Consider the following 18001-nt stretch of genomic DNA (forward strand, 5'->3'; position numbering starts at 1 on the left):
TAAAAAGCGAGGATTACCCCATGACTACTTCCTACAAACGTCTCGACAAAGATAACGCCGCCGTTCTGCTGGTCGATCACCAGGCGGGTCTGCTTTCTCTGGTGCGCGACATCGATCCGGACCGTTTCAAGAACAACGTGCTGGCCCTGGCCGACCTGGCCAAGTACTTCAAGCTGCCAACGATTCTGACCACCAGTTTCGAAACCGGTCCCAATGGCCCACTGATGCCGGAACTCAAGGCACTGTTCCCGGACGCGCCGTACATCGCTCGCCCAGGCCAGATCAATGCCTGGGACAACGAAGACTTCGTCAAGGCGATCAAGGCCACTGGCAAGAAACAACTGATCATCGCCGGTGTGGTAACCGAAGTTTGCGTGGCATTCCCGGCACTGTCGGCCCTGGCCGAAGGCTTTGAGGTGTTCGTGGTGACCGATGCTTCCGGCACGTTCAACGAACTGACCCGTCAATCGGCGTGGGATCGCATGTCGTCCTCTGGTGCCCAGTTGATGACCTGGTTCGGCCTGGCCTGTGAACTGCATCGCGACTGGCGCAACGACGTGGAAGGCCTGGCGACTCTGTTCTCCAACCACATCCCGGACTACCGCAACCTGATGACCAGCTACAACACCCTGACTAACAGCAAGTAACCCGACAACACCTCTCTAATGTGGGAGCGGGCTTGCTCGCGAAAGCGGTGTAACAGTCAACATTATTGTTGAATGTGAAGCAGCCTTCGCGAGCAAGCCCGCTCCCACATTTGTTTTGTGGTGTTTTGCAGATCGCAGGCTTCGCCAGCTCCTGCAATCTGTGAGATCTTTGCGCCATTGGCCCTTGCTGGAGTCGCTCGATGCTGTCACTGCTCACCGAACACCCATTGATCAGCGCATTGATTCTTATCCTGATCGATCTGGGATTGTGGCGTTTGATCACAGCCAGCGGCAGCAATTGGAAACTGGTCGTGCGGCTGGTGATTTTCGCGCTGTTCAGCATGCTGCTGTTCAACGAAGGCATGAACCCCATGGAGACGGCGCCCTGGGTCGACAACGTCCCGCTGCACCTGGCGGCCACCGGTTTGCAGATCGGCTGGTGGCTGTTCGGCGCGCGCACTCTGACGGTGCTGATCGGTGCGGTGATGATGCAACGGGTCGGGCACACCGGGCGCTTGCTGCAGGATTTGCTTGGCGCGGTGATTTTCCTGATCGCGATTATCGCCGCCCTCGCGTACGTACTCGATCTGCCGGTCAAAGGTGTGCTGGCAACGTCCGGTGCGTTGGCGATTATCGTCGGCCTGGCCTTGCAAAGTACCCTCAGCGACGTGTTTTCCGGGATCGTCCTCAACACCACCAAACCCTATCAACTGGATGACTGGATCTCCATCGACGGCACCGAAGGCCGGGTCATCGACATCGACTGGCGCGCGACGCGCCTGCAAACGGCCCAGGGCAGCATGGCGGTGATCCCCAACTCCCTGGCAGCCAAGGCCAAGATCATCAACTTCAGTCGGCCCAGTGACATTTTCGGCGTCTCCATCAGCTTGCAACTGAGCCCGCACGCACGTCCGCAAACGGTGATCGACGCGCTGGAACGGGCGATGCAAGGATGCCGCTATCTGTTGACTAAACCGGCGCCGTGCGTAGCGTTGAAAGGCTCCAGCGCCACGGGCGTGGAATACGAAATCAGTGGTTTCGTCGTCTCGATGGATCAGAAACGCATGGTCCGCAATCTGCTGTTCGACCTGGCGTTCCGGCACTTGCAGGCCAGCGGTGTCAGCCTGTTGTCGAACGTCGAACCGATCGCACCTGCCAACCTGTCGCGGCCACGGGCATTGCTGGACGCCTCGAACATTTTCTCGACCCTGCGTCAGGAAGAGAAAGAAACCTTCAGTCAGAACATGAAGCTGCAAACCTTCCGCGCCGGTGAAATGATCCTGCCGGCGGGGGAGGTCAGCGATCATTTGTTCATCATCGAGTCCGGCGTCGTGTCGGTGGAGCTGAGCCGCGGTGGGGTCAAGTTCGAAACCGGGCGCATGGGGCCGGGAGAGGTGATCGGCGAGGGCGGGATTTTGTCCGATACGGCAATGCCGGCGGACTTTAGCGCCAAGACGGTCTGCAGCTTGTACCGGATCGAGAAGGAATACCTCCAACCGTGCCTGGATGCGCGGCATGACATTGGCGAAGCAATGAAGGCGTTGCTGGATTTCCGCTTGAACAAGGCTCAGATGCTGATTCAGGAAACACCCAAGGTGGTGGAGAAGAAAGGGTTTTTGCAGTGGTTGCGCAAGCGTAGCGGCTGATGTGTTGGTTGCCTGTTCCGGCCCTTCGCGAGCAGGCTCGCTCCCACATTTGATCTTTGGTGCTTATACAACTGATGTCTGACACAAAGCCCATGTGGGAGCGAGCCTGCTCGCGAAAGCGTCGGCACAGTCACTGAAAATCTTGTGGTCCATTGGCATCCTCAACTTCCCAATAATTGGCTATTTGTTCAACGGCAGGTCCGCATTAACGTAGCGCCAACCCCACCTGTGATTGGAGCTCACCATGCAACCTCGTATCGATTTCTACACCGCTTCCCCGGACGGTCTCAAAGCCATGATGGCCCTGGAAGCCGCCGTCTTGAAGCTGCCGCTGGAAAAGTCGTTGATTGAACTGGTCAAGCTGCGCGCTTCACAGATCAACCGCTGCGCGTTTTGCATCGACATGCACACTGCCGATGCCATCAAGGGCGGGGAAACGCCACGCCGGCTGTTCGCCGTGACGGCCTGGCGCGAGGCACCGTTCTTCACCGATCGTGAGCGCGCCGCGCTGGCCTGGACCGAATCCCTGACCCAACTGAGCCTGACCCATGCCCCGGACGAAGACTATGCACTGCTCAGCGCCGAGTTCAGCCCCAAGGAAATGGTCGACCTGACCGTGGCGATTTCCACCATCAACAGCTGGAATCGCCTGGCCGTGGGTTTCCGCAAAATGCCTCAGGCGTAACGCCTGGCTCTAAATTCAGTCAGTTAAGGAATTGAACACCGCAGCCCCGGTGGGAGCGAGCCTGCTCGCGATAGCGACGGGTCAGCCAACATTGATGCTGAATGTACTGCCGTCATCGCGAGCAGGCTCGCTCCCACCTGGATTACGCGTTATTGAGTCGCTGTTAATCAGCGAATCCCCCTACGGCTATTTCCACCTTTCCCGACTTCTTTCCTGATCGATCCCCCGCAAAGTCCTCGCGCCTAATTTTCTGCGCGAGGGATTGCTCATGTTCGAACCGTTTTTTAACCCCGCCTCCTGTCGTTCGGTGCGTTGATGGAGCACATCGCCCGCATCGAGCACGAGCTCGACGGATTCAAAGACACGCTGAGTTTGTATCGCCAACAGCTCGGTGGCTTCTTGAGTCGCAATGCCGACAAGGTCAGCCACGTGGCGGATCTGCCATCGCTGATGGGCATGGAACGGATCATCAGCTTCGGCAATGCCAGCACCATTGTCAGCAGTGGTGACGACGACTTTATCTCCACCGTCGTCCAGTGCCCGCAAGGCGGGATTCTGGAAATCGAGAGCAAGTTCGAATCGGTTTATGACATTCCGTTGGGGAACATTCAGGTCGATGTGATTGCCATGGATGGCGGTAAGTCGACGCCGGTGACGCTCGATAAACACGGCAAGGGAACATTCCGAGGAGAAGAGGGCAAGTCCTACCGCGTTCATGTCCAGGGTGAAGTTACACCCTCGAAAATCAATGACCTTTTTGATTCCTACAAAGGCCTGACCATCGAGCTGGAAGGCTGGCTACACAAGGAGTGGGAAGGCTTCAAACCGCAGTGGTCGCAATCGACTTTCTCGGCTGCCGGTAACGGCATGCTGGCGGGCAGTTGGGCGGCGGTCATCGGTGTTTGGGACAGCCTCAGCCTGCTCTCGGACATTCTTCGGGATCCCCGCAAGTTCGCTGAACGGCTGGGCAGCGGCGCCGATGAGTTGGCCAGGCTTGCGGAGACGGCGCCGGAGGTCATGGCCAAAGTCCAGCTGCTGGCGAGTGACGAAGCGGCGCTCTGTTTACTGCTGCGTACCGCGAGTCTGTGGCTGGAAATGCTCCCACCCAGCGAGATCGCCGGCAACTCGGCAGAGGTGACCAGCCAAGTCATTGTTTCGGTGCTGATCGATATTCTGATTGCTTTGGCGTTGGCCTGGACGGGTGTCGGTATACCCGCCGCCAAGGCCTATCTCACACTTCGTGGGATTAAGTACGGGGCGTTGCTGGCTGGCCTTGCGATGCGATTTGTCGAGGCCACTTTCAATATCCTCAACACCTTCATGAAGTACGTCGACCAGTACAAAGCCGTCGCCGCACGCGGTGTGGCAGCGGGTCTGAAAAAAGGTCGGATGCAACTGCGTTGGGATGCCAAACGCAACACCACGCTCAAGCAAAACGAACACCACGACGACGCGTCGAAACAGGCGACCAACCCCAACGGCGACAGCGCCGATTCCGCCGATAAAACCGCGACCAATAAATGCCCGGTGTCGATGGTTACCGGCGAAGAACTGCTGACCCTCACCGATGGTTCGCTGGACGGCATCCTGCCGTTTGACTTCACCCGGCTCTATCGCACCAGCGCCGCCGAGATCGATTGCGGGCTGGGTTTTGGCTGGAGTCATTCGCTCACCCATCGGCTGGAAATCGACGGCGACAGCGTCATCTGGGTCGACCACGAAAACCGTCGCACCACGTTCCCGCTACCGAATCGCGAACGCCCAGTCATTCACAACAGCCTCTCTCGCGCCGCGATTTATCTTGGTGATGATTCCGAAGAACTGATCCTCGCCCAGGCTGGCGACGAGGCGCGTTTCTACCACTTTCATAACGGTCGGCTGACGGCGATCAGCGACGCGTACGACAACCGATTGCGCATCACCCGCGACCGCCAGGAGCGCATTCAACGCCTCGACAACGGCGCCGGCCGTGCCTTGCTGTTGCGCTATGACCGCGCTCATCTGATCGCTGTCGACTATCAGGTGTTTGTCCCGGCGCAGACCCTTGATGAGGCCTGGCACACCGAACAGACGCTGGTCAGTTATCGCTACGACGAATGCGCTCAGCTGATCGAAGCGAGCAACGCCGCCGGGGAAAGCGAGCGTTACGACTACGACGACCGGAACGTGATTCTGCAGCGGCAGTTGGCCGGTGGCGCGAGTTTCTTCTGGGCGTGGGAACGCTCCGGCAAGGCGGCGCGCTGCGTCCGGCACTGGGCGTCGTTTGCGCAGATGGATGCGTGCTATGTCTGGGACGATCAGGGCAGCGTCACGGTTCATAACGTCGATGGCAGCCAAGAGGTTTACCTTCATGACGACCGCGCGCGGCTGGTACGCAAGGTCGAACTGGACGGCGGCGAACACCTCAAGGCCTATGACGATCAAGGTCGACTAATTGCCGAGCAGGATCCGCTCGGGGCCATCACCGAATACCGTTACGACGAAGTCGGACGGTTGGTGGCGCTGATTCCGCCGGAAGACGAGCCAACGGCCTACGAGTATCGCAACGGTTTCCTGCATGCGCGCTATCGCGGCAAAGCGGTGTGGAAATATCGGCGTAATGCGCAGGGCGATGTCACCGAGGCCACTGATCCCGATGGGCAGGTCACCCATTATCACTACGACGCTCAGGGGCGTTTGCTGTCGATCCGCTACCCGGACACCAGCCGCCATGTGTTTGTCTGGAATGCCTTGGGGCAGTTGCTCGAAGAGACCTTGCCGGACGGTGGTCAGCGACGCTTTTCCTACGATGCATTGGGGCGGCAGATTACCCGTCAGGACGAACACGGAACCGTCACCCGTTACCAGTGGGACGCCGTTGGCCGACTGCTCCAGACGATTTTGCCTACTGGCGCCAGCCGCGCCTATAGCTACAACGCTTACGGCAAGATCACCGCCGAACGCGATGAACTGGGCCGCGTCACCCGCTACGAATACGCCGACGACCTGCACCTGGTCAGCCGCCGCATCAACCCCGACGGCACGCAGCTCCAGTACCGCTACGACAACGCGCAACTGCTGCTCACGGAAATCGAAAACGAATCCGGCGAACAATATCAGCTGGACTACACACCCAATGGCTTGATCCGACAGGAAACCGGTTTCGACGGCCGCCGCACCGCGTACGTCTACGATCTCAATGGGCAGCTGCTGGAGAAAACCGAGTTTGGCGATGACGGCTCGCAGCTGGTTACGGCTTATGAGCGGGACTCGGCCGGACGGCTGCTGGTCAAAATATTGCCCGATGGCATCAAGGTCGAATACCACTACGACTCGTTGGGCCGACTGACCAGCGTCGACGATAGCCACGACCATCCGCTGGAATTTGAGTACGACCAACAGGATCGCCTGATCACCGAGCATCAGGGCTGGGGCACCTTGCGTTATGCCTACGACGCCTGTGGCCAACTCAACCGCCTGCGCCTGCCGGACAACAGCAAACTCGACTACCACCACGCCAAGGGCGGCGCGCTGACGGCGATTGACCTCAACGGCACCCGCCTCACCACCCATCAATTCGCCTTCGGTCGCGAACAAAACCGTCAGCAGGGTCTGCTGCTCAGCGAATACGCCTACGACGACCAAGGCCGTTTGAAGGCCCACGCCGTCAGCCAACAGCAAAAAAACCTGTACCGCCGCGACTATGCCTACAGCCTCAACGGCAATCTCGACCACATCGCCGACACCCGCCACGGCCAACGCAGCTACCAGTACGACCCGCTCAACCGCCTGACCCGCGTCCGCCACACCCGCGACGACCCAGCGGAAAGCTTCGCCCACGACCCGGCCGGCAACCTGCTGATGCAGGACCGCCCCGGCGCCGCGAAGGTGCTGGGTAATCGCCTGCTCATGCAAGGCGACCGCCATTACGACTACGACGCCTTCGGCAACCTTATCCGCGAGCGCCGCGGCACCGCGCAGAAACTCGTCACCGAATTCCGCTACGACAGCCAGCACCGGCTGGTCGGCGTCACCACTCCGGATGGTCGTTGCTCAAGCTACCGCTACGACGCCTTCGGCCGCCGCATCGCCAAAACCGTCGACGGTAAAACCACCGAATTTTTCTGGCAGGGCGACCACCTCGTTGCTGAAAGCAGCCGTGAGCATTACCGCAGCTACGTCTATGAACCGGGTAGCTTCCGTCCGTTGGCGATGCTCGACGGCAAGGGCCCGAAAAAGGCCTGCCCGTTCTACTACCAGCTCGATCACCTCGGCACTCCGCAGGAACTGACCGATTTTGGTGGCGAGATCGTGTGGTCGGCGAAGTACAACGCCTACGGCAAGGTCACGCATCTAGCGTTCGGTGGGGGCGAGCAGCTCGATCAGCCGTTGCGCTTTCAGGGGCAGTACTTCGACGTCGAGAGTGGCCTGCACTACAACCGGCATCGGTACTATGATCCGGAGGTGGGTCGGTATTTGACGCCGGATCCAATCAAGTTGGCCGGCGGGCTGAACCAGTACCAGTACACGCCGAATCCGACGGGGTGGGTTGATCCGTTGGGATTGGCTTGCAACCCGTGCCCCGGCGATATAGATGCCGATGGGCCGTATAGCGAAATTGTTCCTGGTGGAGGCTTGGCGGCGCATGAAGCTCAAGGTGGGCATCTCATCGCGAAGCACATAGGTAGAACAAATATGCAGTTAGCTCAAAGGTTAGAAGCGGAACCAACTATCCCTGCGGCATCAACATTTCCTGATCGAGCTACTGCTGAGTCAGCTTCTGCGAGAGCATTAGATGCAAATAAAACAAAGATCGAAAAATTCCTTAATGGGGGAAAAGGGAAGACGACAATTACTCATGAGTTTCCCTACCCAGTAGGCGTCAGCTTGCCGAACGGACGTACCGAATATCTGTCAGCAACGAAGGTATTGTTGGTATTAATTAAGGATGCCCGGCGGCCTGAGGGATATTTTTTGTTAACAGGATTTCCAGAGATATGAGCAGAGAGTTCCCCGAGCTACACGATTTTTTTGGAGCGTACTTTCATCAAGATTGGACAGTCGAGCATGATACGGCTGAGCAAGTGATTGATGCTTTTTTAGCTGACTCCGATCCTGGGGATCTAAGGGTGGTCCGGCAAGAGCTCAATGTGTTGCTTGATCAGCGGAAAGACGAGCTTGTGTTGCGGGAATATTTACTGAAAGAGCTGAGCTGTTATTACTGCTATTGGATTGCATGGGAATCAGGTGAGTTTTGGTTACGCCATATCGCTGACAGATTGGCTAGTCGACTTGATCATCCTTGATGACAGTGTTTGCGAAATTTCTGGACAAGCTCGTCGGAAGTTTCCTTCAACTCGTAGCGATTTCCATGAACTGGTGTGAAATGCGTTCCATCGATATTCTTTGGCGGCCACTGAAAATTCAGTGGCAGGGTGTAGGAACCCTTCAAGACCGATGGGATGCTCATAGCGTAAATGCTTGGTTTGCGGCCGTTAACATGCGTCCGTAAGATCATTTGCGGCGGCTATGCGCGGGCACGCTTTGGCGTGGTCGAGTTTTCCCAAAGGTCTCGATATTCCTACCTCGCGCATAGCTGCCACCCTAGCCTGTAGGAAGGCTGATGGCAGCTCCTATTCTTCTTTGGGAGTTTCTAATGACAACACTTACACCCGAGCCACCCTACGAAAAACCAATCCCCCATCCCAAAAACCGCTTCATGGCGCTCACCAGCAATTGCACCGACATGCCCACTCTGTTCGTCGATACCCACGCGCCGTTGGATATCCTGACCGATGCCGCCAGCTATCGAATTCGTGCCGTAACGCAGGTGCTCGAAAACATGTCCATGCGCGGCTCAGTCGAATGCGATTCGATGATTCTCAGTGACTTTGCCTTGCTCTGCGCCATTCCGTTACGGGATGGGTGCGATGTGCTGGATGTGATTGGGCGGCGGTTGAGGGCGCAGTCAGCAGCGGATTAGTTTCAGAGATTTCGGGTGTCTGATCCGGCGTCTTCGCGGGCAAGCCTCGCCTCCTACAGGGTTTTGTGTCGTGTGTAATTATTGCGAACGACGCAAGACCCTGTAGGAGAACCAGGCTTGCCGCTTCGCGACTCAACGGGGACAAGCCTCAATGTGCATCGGCACTCGGCGCGGCCGGTGGTTGTACCTTGCGCATCAAGGGCACCATCGCCGTGGCGAGGATGAAGCAGACCATGATCATCAGGAACGCGTCGCCGTAGGTTTGCGTCTGCGCTTCGCGGTAGGTCAGCAGCCACAGCTGACGCAGGCTGGCGGTGACGCCGATGTCGCCGCTCTGGCCGAGGGCGGCGAAGTTATTGCTGACCTGGGACAGCCACTGATTGAGTGCTTCGTTGGTGCTGTTGAGGTTCTCCGCCAACCGGGTGAAGTGCAGGTTGGTGCGGTCATTGAGGATGGTCGCGCACGCGGCGATGCCCATCGCGCCGCCAAGGTTGCGCATCAGGTTGAACAATCCCGACGCATGTTTGAGCCGTGCCGGTGCCAACCCGCCGAGGGTCAGGGTCACCGCTGGCGGCACTGCCAGTTGTTGAGCAATCCCGCGCAAGGCTTGCGGCAGCATCAACTCTTTAGCCCCCCAGTCGTGGGTGATCGGGCTGAAATCCCACATCGACAAGGCGAACAGCCCAAGGCCAGTCATCATGATCCAGCGCAGGTCGATGCGATTGGCCAGAAAGGCGTACAGCGGAATCGCCAGGATCTGGAACACTCCGGTGGAAAAAACCGCCAAACCAATGTCCAGCGCGCTGTAACCGCGCACCCGGCCGAGAAACAGCGGCGTCAAGTAAATCGTCGCGAACAGGCCGATCCCCGTGACGAACGAAAAGAAACAGCCGAGGGCGAAGTTGCGGTCTTTCAAAGCGCGCAGATCGACGATCGGGTTGGCCACGTGCAGGGTTCGACCAATGAAGGCCAATCCGGCCAGGCCACTGATCCAGGCAGTGGTCAGAATCGTGCTGTCGCTGAACCAGTTCCAGCGTGGGCCTTCTTCGAGGGTGTATTCCAGGCAACCGAGGAACACCGCCATGAACAGCATGCTCAGGTAGTCGGCGCCCTTGAGCAGCGACAATTCCGGCTGGTCGATTTTCACCAGCATCGGCACCGCCACCGCGACGAAGATCCCCGGTACCAGGTTGATGTAGAACAGCCAGTGCCAGGACGAAATGTCTGTGATCCAGCCTCCAATCACCGGGCCCAGCGTCGGTGCCAGCGAGGCCACGGCGCCGATGGTCGCGGCGGCGATCACCCGTTGTTTACCGGTGAAGAAAAAGAATGCGGTGGTGAACACCAGCGGGATCATCGAACCGCCAAGAAAGCCTTGCAGGGCGCGGAAGGCGATCATGCTCTGGATGTTCCAGGCCGCTCCGCAGAGCAGGCTGGCCAGGGTGAAACCCACCGCCGAGGCGCAGAACAACCAACGGGTCGAGAACACTCGGGACAGCCAGCCCGACAGTGGAATCACGATGATTTCGGCGATCAGGTAGCTGGTCTGCACCCACGCGGTTTCGTCGGTGCCGGCCGAGAGCCCGCCGCCAATGTCACGCAGCGACGCCGAGACGATCTGGATGTCCAACAGCGCAATGAACATGCCGATGCACATCGTGGCGAAGGCGAACACCTTGGTCGCCGTCGCCATGTTGGCGGCGTTGAACGGCTGCGCGGGGGCGGCGAGGGCGCGGCTCATGGCGCGCGGGCCACGGTCGGGATTTCAGGCTCGGCGCGGGTGTCCACTTCTGCAGTCACCGACAAACCGGGGCGCAGATGACCGAGCACGCCGTCAGCGGGATCGAGCAGGATTCGCACCGGTACCCGCTGGACGATTTTGGTGAAATTGCCAGTGGCATTTTCCGCTGGCAGCACGCTGAACTGCGAACCACTGGCTGGCGCGAGGCTGTCCAGATGACCGTGGAACTCACGCCCCTTGAGCACGTCGGCATGAACGATCACGCGCTGGCCCGGCGTCATCCGCGACAGCTGATCTTCCTTGAAATTGGCATCGACCCACAGCCCGCTGGCCGGCACCACCGACAGCAGTTGCGAACCGGCCTGGGCGTAAGCGCCGACCCGTGCCCGACGATTGCCGATCACGCCGTCGACCGGGGCTTTCAACTCGGTGTAACCGACGTTCAATTGCGCCAGATCACGCTCGGCCCGCGCTTGTATCAACGCGGCGCGCGCTTGCTGTTTCTGGGTTTCAATTACGTTCAATTGGCGCTGCGCGGCCAGCAGTTCGGCCTGGGCCCGGGCACTCTGCGCCTGTGCTGTCTTGAAGGTGGCGTCGGCTCGTTGCGCGCTTTCCACCGAGACGGCATTGCTGTTCACCAGGCGTTTGTAGCGAGCGTTATCGTCCCGCGAGCGCGCGGTTTCGGCGCCTGTAGCATCGATGCCGGCGCGGGCCTGGCCGATCACCGCGTGTTGCAGTTGTTCGGTAGCGTCGAGGTTGGCGAGCAACGCTTCTTCGGCAGCCACCGCACCTTCGGCCTTGGCCAGGTTGGCGCGGTAGTCACGGGCGTCGAGCCGAATCAACACATCCCCGGCCTTGACCTTCTGGTTGTCGGTGACCAGCACCTCTTCGATATACCCCGCGACCTTCGGCCCGATCACTGTGACGTCGCCACCGATGTAGGCATCGTCGGTTTCCTCGATGAAACGCCCGGCGGTCCACCAATGGGTCGCGTACAGCCCGATAAACACCAACGCCGCGATGGTCGCCGTCATCAAGAGCAGCCTTTTAAGCAGGGGAGGCCTGGGTGTGTTCACCGCGACAGCAAGGTCGGGTTCAAGGCTGGGCATGCTGGTCATAGAGAAATACCTGTGGGAAACGAGGCTTTATTACAGATGTAATATGATGCAGGTAATATTCACTGGCAATTAATTTCTGCTGCCGGTCGTCGCTTACTTAAGCCACGCGCCAGGGGTGATGCCGGTCATGTCCTTGAAGAACGCGATGAACGCGCTGTCACTGGCAAATCCCAGTTCGAATGCGCTGTAACTGAGGTTGCGTCCCGTGGCGAGTAATTCCATGGCGCGCATCAACCGCCATTGTTGGCGCCATTGCTGATAGCTCATACCGGTTTCGCGCTGGAAGATTCGACTGATCGTCCGGCCACTGGCACCGATTTGTCTTTCCAGCACCTGCAGTTCCGGTGGCAGTTTTTCTGGTGTCGCGAGCAGTGGCATCAGGCGCTTGTCCCGAGGCAGAGGCAGCAGCATCGGTTGTTGTGTGGCATCACGAATCTCGCTCAGGCACAGGCCCAACAGGTGGACGAACTTGCCCTGTTGCCAATCGGTGTCGAAGTCGGCCCCGGCGATCGGTTCCAGTACCGCTCGCAGCAGCGGGCTGACTTCAATGACGCAAACCTGTTGCGGCAATTCGGCGCATAACTCTGGTTTCAGGTAAATGGATCGATAGTCCACGCTCTGTTGCATTACGGCGCGGTGAACGATACCTGGCGGAATCCATGCGGCGCGGGACGGCGGCAATAAACACAATTGCTGCGCCAGTGTGATGCGCATGCACCCCTGACGCGTGAACAACAACTGCCCGCATGCGTGTCGATGAAGCCCGGAATCGTGATCGCCCATGGTCGCAGCGATGCCGATAACCAGTGCCGGGGAGGTGTCGGGGTTGAATTGTGCGTGAGCATCGAGCCAGGCCATAGTTGTCCGATTTAAACGATTGATTGTCATAATTTGGATAATACGTCAGTCACGGCCTCTTAAACTCCTCGGCAGTTTTTTCTTGAAGAGTGAAGTCGTGATGAATTCCAGAAGCCTGCTGGTGCTGGCGATCGCCTTGCTGATGTTTCCGCAAATTGCCCAAACCCTTTACAGCCCGGCGTTGGCGGATATCGGTCAGGTGTTTGCTGTCGGCCCCCAAGCGGCAGCACAAACGCTGTCGGTGTATTTTCTGGCCTTTGCGTTCGGCGTAGTGGTGTGGGGCCGGATGTGTGACCGTATTGGCCGTCGGCTCTCGATGCTCGCCGGGTTGGCGTTGTACGTCGGCGCGACAGTGATGGCGATGAGCGTCAGCACCTTCAGTGCATTGCTGGGGGCTCAGGCGCTGGCAGCGTTTGGCGCCGCAGTCGGCTCGGTGGTGACGCAAACCCTGCTGCGCGACCGCTTCAAGGGCGCGGAACTGGCTCAGGTATTTTCGGTGATGGGTATCGCCCTTGCCGCGAGCCCGGCGATTGGCTTGTTCAGCGGGACGAGTCTGGTGCAAGCCTTTGGATATCGAGGTGTGCAGGGTTGTCTGTTGCTGCTGTCGCTGGGGTTGTTGCTGTGGTGCTTACGTGCGTTACCGGAAACCCGACCGCAGCACCTGACCACGGCCAAGCTGTTCGAGACACTGTGGCGGATGCTGCAAGACCGCGATATCTGGCGTTCGACGCTATTGGTCGCGCTATTCAACATAGCCTTGTTCAGCTACTACAGCCTCGGCCCCTTCGTATTCGAGCGACTGGGCTTGAGTGCGCAGTATTTCGGTTACAGCGGTGTGATCCTGGCCTTGGGTTCCGGTCTTGGCGCCTGGCTCAACAAGCGCTTGCTCCATCGAGGGGTCAGGGGCCCGCGCTTGATTCGGCTTGCGGCGTTGTTGGCATTGCTGGGTGGCATCGGCGTATGGCTGATGCAGGACAGCGGTCTGTTCGTGCTGGCGATGCTGCTGGTGGTTTTAGCGTTCGGTATGGCAATCCCGAACATCCTCGGCTCGGCCTTGGTGAGTTACGGCGATCGACTGGGCACGGCTGGCGCACTGTTTGGTTTGATGTATTACCTGTTGATTGGCGGTGGGCTGATCTTGGCAGCCTGGAGTCAGGCGTTGGGTGAAACCTTGATGGTGTGCGGCGCACTGGCCGTGTTGTTGGCAGGGACAGAAAGCTGACCAAAAATATGCGCGCTGTAGGGCATGTCTTGTATGTTCACCCAGCCAGTGGAATGCATTGCTTCTGCTTAATAGGAAGCATTACTACTCACGTCTCCTCTCCACAGCACACCGCAATGACCCCCAAGCTGCCCCGCAGACACGGCTTTTTCGAGCATTACGAAGAGTTGATCGGCACCTGGACCCGTCGCCTGAGAAATCGTCAGCAGGCCGAGGACCTGGCCCATGACACCTTCGTGCGGGTGCTTGAGTCCGATTCGGCGGCGGTGCAACAACCTCGGGCGTATTTGCACCAGACCGCGCGCAACATTGCGGTGGACGGTTATCGGCGTGAGGATCGGCGGGGCGCCATGGAGTCCGAGGCGATCGATCACAGTGTGTCGTCGTCCGGACCCGGAGCATTTCATGCACGCGATCCAGTTGGCGGATTCCATCGAACGGGCGCTCACCGAGCTGCCGGTCAACTGTCGCAAGGTGTTCGTCTGGCAGAAGCTGCCGATGCCATTCATATTCAGGCGCAGCCGTTGGGTCAGGCCTTGAGTCAGCTGGGTCAGCAAACCTCGCTGCAGGTTTTTTTCAGCCCGGAACTGGTGGCGGGCAAACAGGCCCCGGCAGTCGACGGCAATCTTTCACCGGAACAGGCTTTGCGCCAATTGCTGCAAGGCAGCGGTCTGGAATATCAGATCGATGCAGGCTCGGTGACCCTGATGCCAGCCCCGACTTCCGCCGCCAACGGCCCGCTGGAACTGGGCGTGACCGACATCAAAGTGGTCGGCGACTGGCTCGGTGATGCCGACGCCGCTGTGGTGCAAAACCATCCCGGCGCGCGCACGGTGATCCGTCGTGAAGCCATGGTCGAGCAGGGCGCCATGAACGTTGGTGACGTGCTGCGTCGCGTACCCGGCGTGCAAGTGCAGGACGCCAATGGCACCGGCGGCAGCGATATTTCCCTGAACGTCGGCGTGCGCGGCCTGACCTCGCGCCTGTCGCCACGCTCCACCGTGCTCATCGATGGCGTGCCGGCCGCCTTCGCCCCTTATGGGCAACCGCAGCTGTCCATGGCACCGATTTCTTCCGGCAACCTCGACAGCATCGACGTGGTGCGCGGCGCCGGTTCCGTGCGTTATGGGCCGCAGAACGTCGGTGGCGTGATCAACTTCGTCACCCGCGCGATTCCGGAGAAAGCCACCGGTGAAATCGCCACTACCCTGGAAACCACTCAGCGTGGTGGCTGGAAACACATCGACACCGCGTTTCTCGGTGGCACCGCCGATAACGGCATGGGCGTGGCGCTGTTGTATTCCGGCGTGAACGGCAACGGTTATCGCAAAAGCAACAACAGCAATGACATCGACGACGTGATCCTCAAGACCCATTGGGCGCCCACCGATCAGGACGATTTCAGCCTCAATTTCCATTACTACGACGCCAGCGCCGACATGCCCGGTGGCCTGACGCAGAAGCAGTACGACGCTGATCCGTTTCAGTCCGACCGCGACCATGACAACTTCAGCGGCCGCCGCAAGGACGTGTCCTTCAAGTGGATTCGGCAGATCGACGACCGCACCCAGGCCGAAGTGCTGACCTACTATTCCGACAGTTTTCGTGGCAGCACCATCGCCGCGCGCGACCAGAAAACCCTCAGCTCTTATCCGCGCACTTACTACACCTTCGGCATCGAACCGCGGGTGTCCCATGTGTTCGATGTCGGTCCGACCACTCAGGAAGCCAGCGTGGGTTATCGCTACCTGAAAGAAGGCATGCATGAAGAGGCGAGCCGTCTGGCGCTGGTGAACAACCAGCCGGTGGTCACCAAAACCTCTGATGGTCATGTGTTCCAGGATCGCACCGGGGGCACCGAAGCCCACGCCGTTTACATCGATGACAAGATCGACGTCGGCAACTGGACCGTGACCCCCGGCATCCGTTTCGAAGGCATCAGCACCGAATGGCACGACCGGCCGGTTCTCGACACCGCCGGCAGACCTGTGCAGGAAAAGCGCCGCAGCATCGACAGCAACGAACCGCTGCCGGCCCTGAGCGTGATGTATCACCTATCCGAGGCCTGGAAGCTGTTCGCCAACTACGAAACCTCGTTTGGCAGCCTGCAATATTTCCAGCTCGGTCAGGGTGGTTCGGGTGACAACACCGCCAATGGTCTGAACCCGGAAAAGGCCAAGACCTACGAGATCGGCACGCGCTACAACGATGACGTGTGGGGCGGGGAGGTGACGCTGTTCTACATCGACTTCGATAAAGAACTGCAATACATCAGCAACGATGTGGGCTGGACCAACCTCGGCGCCACCACGCACCAGGGCCTTGAAGCCTCGGTGCATTACGACATGGCGGCGCTGGACCCTCGGCTCGACGGCCTGACCGCCAACGCCGGTTTCACCTACACTCGCGCCGTTTATGAAGGCGAGATTCCAGGCTTCAAGGGCCGTGACCTACCGTTCTACTCGCGTCAGGTGGCGACCGCCGGCCTGCGTTACGACGTCAACCGCTGGACCTACAACCTCGATGCCTTTGCCCAGTCCAAACAGCGCTCGCCGGGTACCGCGGTGAACGCTGATGGCAGTTTCAGCGGCAACTACATCACCGAAGGCAGTGCGGACGGCCAATACGGCGACATCCCGGGTTATGTCACCTGGAACGTGCGTGGGGGATATGACTTTGGCTCGCAACTGTCGAACCTGAAAGTGGGCGCGGGGGTGAAGAACATTTTCGACAAGCAATACTTCACCCGCTCCAGCGACAACAACTCGGGGATGTACGTCGGCGCACCGCGTACATTCTTTGTGCAGGCCAGTGTCGGGTTCTGATAGACCGAGGTGGATTCATCGCGAACAGGCTCGCTCCCACAATAGATCTTCAGTGAACACAACATTTGTGTACGACGTAGATCAAATGTGGGAGCGAGCCTGCTCGCGAAGCTTTTAAACCTTCAACACCTTCCCGCCAATCGCCACGGCCACCAGCAACACCGCCATCAACCCAAAGGCAAAACTCAAACTGCTGCCATGGGCGATAAAGCCGATCACCGCAGGCCCGGCGAGAATCCCTGCATAACCCAGAGTGGTAATGGCCGGCACGGCAATGCTTTCCGGCATGACGGTCTGTTTACCTACGGCGGTATAGAGCACCGGCACAATGTTCGAGCAGCCAGCGCCCAGCAGCGCATACCCCACCAGTGCCGCTTCCCAGCTCGGTGCAAATGTCGCCAGCGCCAGACCCGCCGCAGCCGTCAGGCCACCAAACACAATCACTCGTGTCGCACCGAGGCGCCGGACAATGGCATCGCCGGTCAAACGCCCGACAGTCATGGTCAGCGCAAACGCCGCATAACCCAGCCCTGCATATGCCGTGTCGATCCCGCGCTCCTGCGCCAGGAACACCGCGCTCCAGTCGAGCGCCGCGCCTTCGGCCAGGAACACGATGAAACACATCCCGCCGATAAACAGCACGATGCCATGCGGCACGGCAAACGCCGGGCCGGAGCTTTCGCTGCCGTAGGGCAACAGATGCGGCGCGGCCTTGAGCAAAGCCACCACCAGCAGCACGATCACCACCAGCATCGCCCCCAGCGGCGACATCCCCAGGCCGAGCAGCGCGCTGACACCCGCCGCGCCGACGATCCCACCAAGGCTGAACAACCCATGAAACCCCGACATCATGGTCTTGCCGCTGGCCCGCTCGACGATCACCGCTTGCAGGTTCACCGTAGAATCCACCGTGCCCAGGCCCGCGCCGAACATGAACAACGCGGCGATCAACGCCGGAATCGAAGACACCGTCGCCAACAGCGGCAGTGCTGCACAGATCAACAAAGTCCCGCCGCTCAACACCCGACGGCAACCGAAACGCGTAGCCAGAATACCGGCCATGGGCATCGCCAGAATCGAGCCCACCCCCAGACACAGCAACAACAGCCCGAGGGTTCCTTCATCCAGCCCGGCCCGCGCCTTGGCGTAAGGCACCAACGGCGCCCAGGCCGCGATGCCGAAGCCTGCGATGAAAAAGGCGATGCGGGTGGACATCTGTTCCAGACGTCCGGGGACGAAGGTGGCTTGGGTATTGAGGTTGGTCATATCAATCCTTGGCAAAAAACGTCGCGTCCCC

11 protein-coding genes and 2 pseudogenes are annotated in these 18001 nt (G+C 59.4%); 9 read left to right on the forward strand and 4 right to left on the reverse strand.

The window, feature by feature from the left end; genetic code table 11:
• Positions 1-20: 20 nt before the first annotated feature.
• From ycaC to BK662_RS07055, 6 genes are all read left to right on the forward strand, one after another.
• Positions 21-647 carry an isochorismate family cysteine hydrolase YcaC gene (ycaC, locus tag BK662_RS07025; protein ID WP_123357471.1) on the forward strand — a complete coding sequence of 209 codons (627 nt, stop codon included), beginning with the start codon at positions 21-23 and terminating at the stop codon, positions 645-647.
• 200 nt (positions 648-847) lie between these two features.
• Positions 848-2293 (forward strand): mechanosensitive ion channel domain-containing protein, encoded by a 1446-nt coding sequence (locus tag BK662_RS07030; RefSeq protein ID WP_123357472.1) that lies wholly within the window; start codon positions 848-850, stop codon positions 2291-2293.
• A gap of 244 nt (positions 2294-2537) precedes the next feature.
• Complete coding sequence (locus BK662_RS07035) at positions 2538-2978, forward strand: carboxymuconolactone decarboxylase family protein (RefSeq protein WP_123357473.1); 441 nt, start codon at positions 2538-2540, stop codon at positions 2976-2978.
• Positions 2979-3293: 315 nt separating this feature from the next.
• A complete protein-coding gene (locus tag BK662_RS07040; protein WP_123357474.1) occupies positions 3294-7958 on the forward strand; it encodes an RHS repeat protein in 4665 nt (1554 codons plus the stop codon).
• On the forward strand, positions 7955-8263 hold the full coding sequence (locus tag BK662_RS07045) for a contact-dependent growth inhibition system immunity protein (RefSeq protein WP_123357475.1): 309 nt from the start codon (positions 7955-7957) through the stop codon (positions 8261-8263). The genes BK662_RS07040 and BK662_RS07045 overlap by 4 nt, the downstream gene beginning before the upstream one ends.
• Positions 8264-8613: 350 nt before the next feature.
• Complete coding sequence (locus BK662_RS07055; RefSeq protein WP_123357552.1) at positions 8614-8940, forward strand: hypothetical protein; 327 nt, start codon at positions 8614-8616, stop codon at positions 8938-8940.
• Positions 8941-9088: 148 nt separating this feature from the next.
• Here the strand turns inward: BK662_RS07055 and BK662_RS07060 are convergent, their stop codons facing one another.
• The 3 genes from BK662_RS07060 to BK662_RS07070 all read right to left on the reverse strand — a co-directional run bounded on the left by BK662_RS07060 (position 9089) and on the right by BK662_RS07070 (position 12657).
• Positions 9089-10681, reverse strand: coding sequence for a DHA2 family efflux MFS transporter permease subunit (locus BK662_RS07060; RefSeq protein ID WP_123357477.1), 1593 nt, complete (start codon positions 10679-10681; stop codon positions 9089-9091).
• Entirely contained in the window at positions 10678-11799 is a 1122-nt protein-coding gene (locus tag BK662_RS07065) for an HlyD family secretion protein (RefSeq protein ID WP_123357478.1), read from the reverse strand. The genes BK662_RS07060 and BK662_RS07065 overlap by 4 nt, the downstream gene beginning before the upstream one ends.
• A gap of 93 nt (positions 11800-11892) precedes the next feature.
• Positions 11893-12657 carry an AraC family transcriptional regulator gene (locus BK662_RS07070; protein WP_123357479.1) on the reverse strand — a complete coding sequence of 255 codons (765 nt, stop codon included), beginning with the start codon at positions 12655-12657 and terminating at the stop codon, positions 11893-11895.
• Between the two features lie 100 nt (positions 12658-12757).
• Here BK662_RS07070 and BK662_RS07075 point away from each other — a divergent pair, with 100 nt between their 5' ends.
• The 3 genes and pseudogenes from BK662_RS07075 to BK662_RS07085 all read left to right on the forward strand — a co-directional run.
• Positions 12758-13879: an MFS transporter gene (locus tag BK662_RS07075; protein ID WP_123357480.1), complete on the forward strand. Its 1122-nt coding sequence runs from the start codon at positions 12758-12760 to the stop codon at positions 13877-13879.
• Positions 13880-13995: 116 nt separating this feature from the next.
• Positions 13996-14374, forward strand: a pseudogene (locus BK662_RS35150) (sigma-70 family RNA polymerase sigma factor); the annotation flags it as partial.
• An 11-nt stretch (positions 14375-14385) separates the two neighbouring features.
• Positions 14386-16704, forward strand: a pseudogene (locus BK662_RS07085) (TonB-dependent siderophore receptor); the annotation flags it as partial.
• 114 nt (positions 16705-16818) lie between these two features.
• On the opposite strand, the gene BK662_RS07090 reads toward BK662_RS07085, so the two are convergent.
• A complete protein-coding gene (locus BK662_RS07090) occupies positions 16819-17970 on the reverse strand; it encodes an MFS transporter (protein WP_123357481.1) in 1152 nt (383 codons plus the stop codon).
• Between the last annotated feature and the right edge of the window lie 31 nt (positions 17971-18001).

Origin of the sequence: Pseudomonas frederiksbergensis (assembly GCF_003732275.1) — a bacterium.
Taxonomy (GTDB): Bacteria; Pseudomonadota; Gammaproteobacteria; order Pseudomonadales; family Pseudomonadaceae; genus Aquipseudomonas; species Aquipseudomonas frederiksbergensis_H.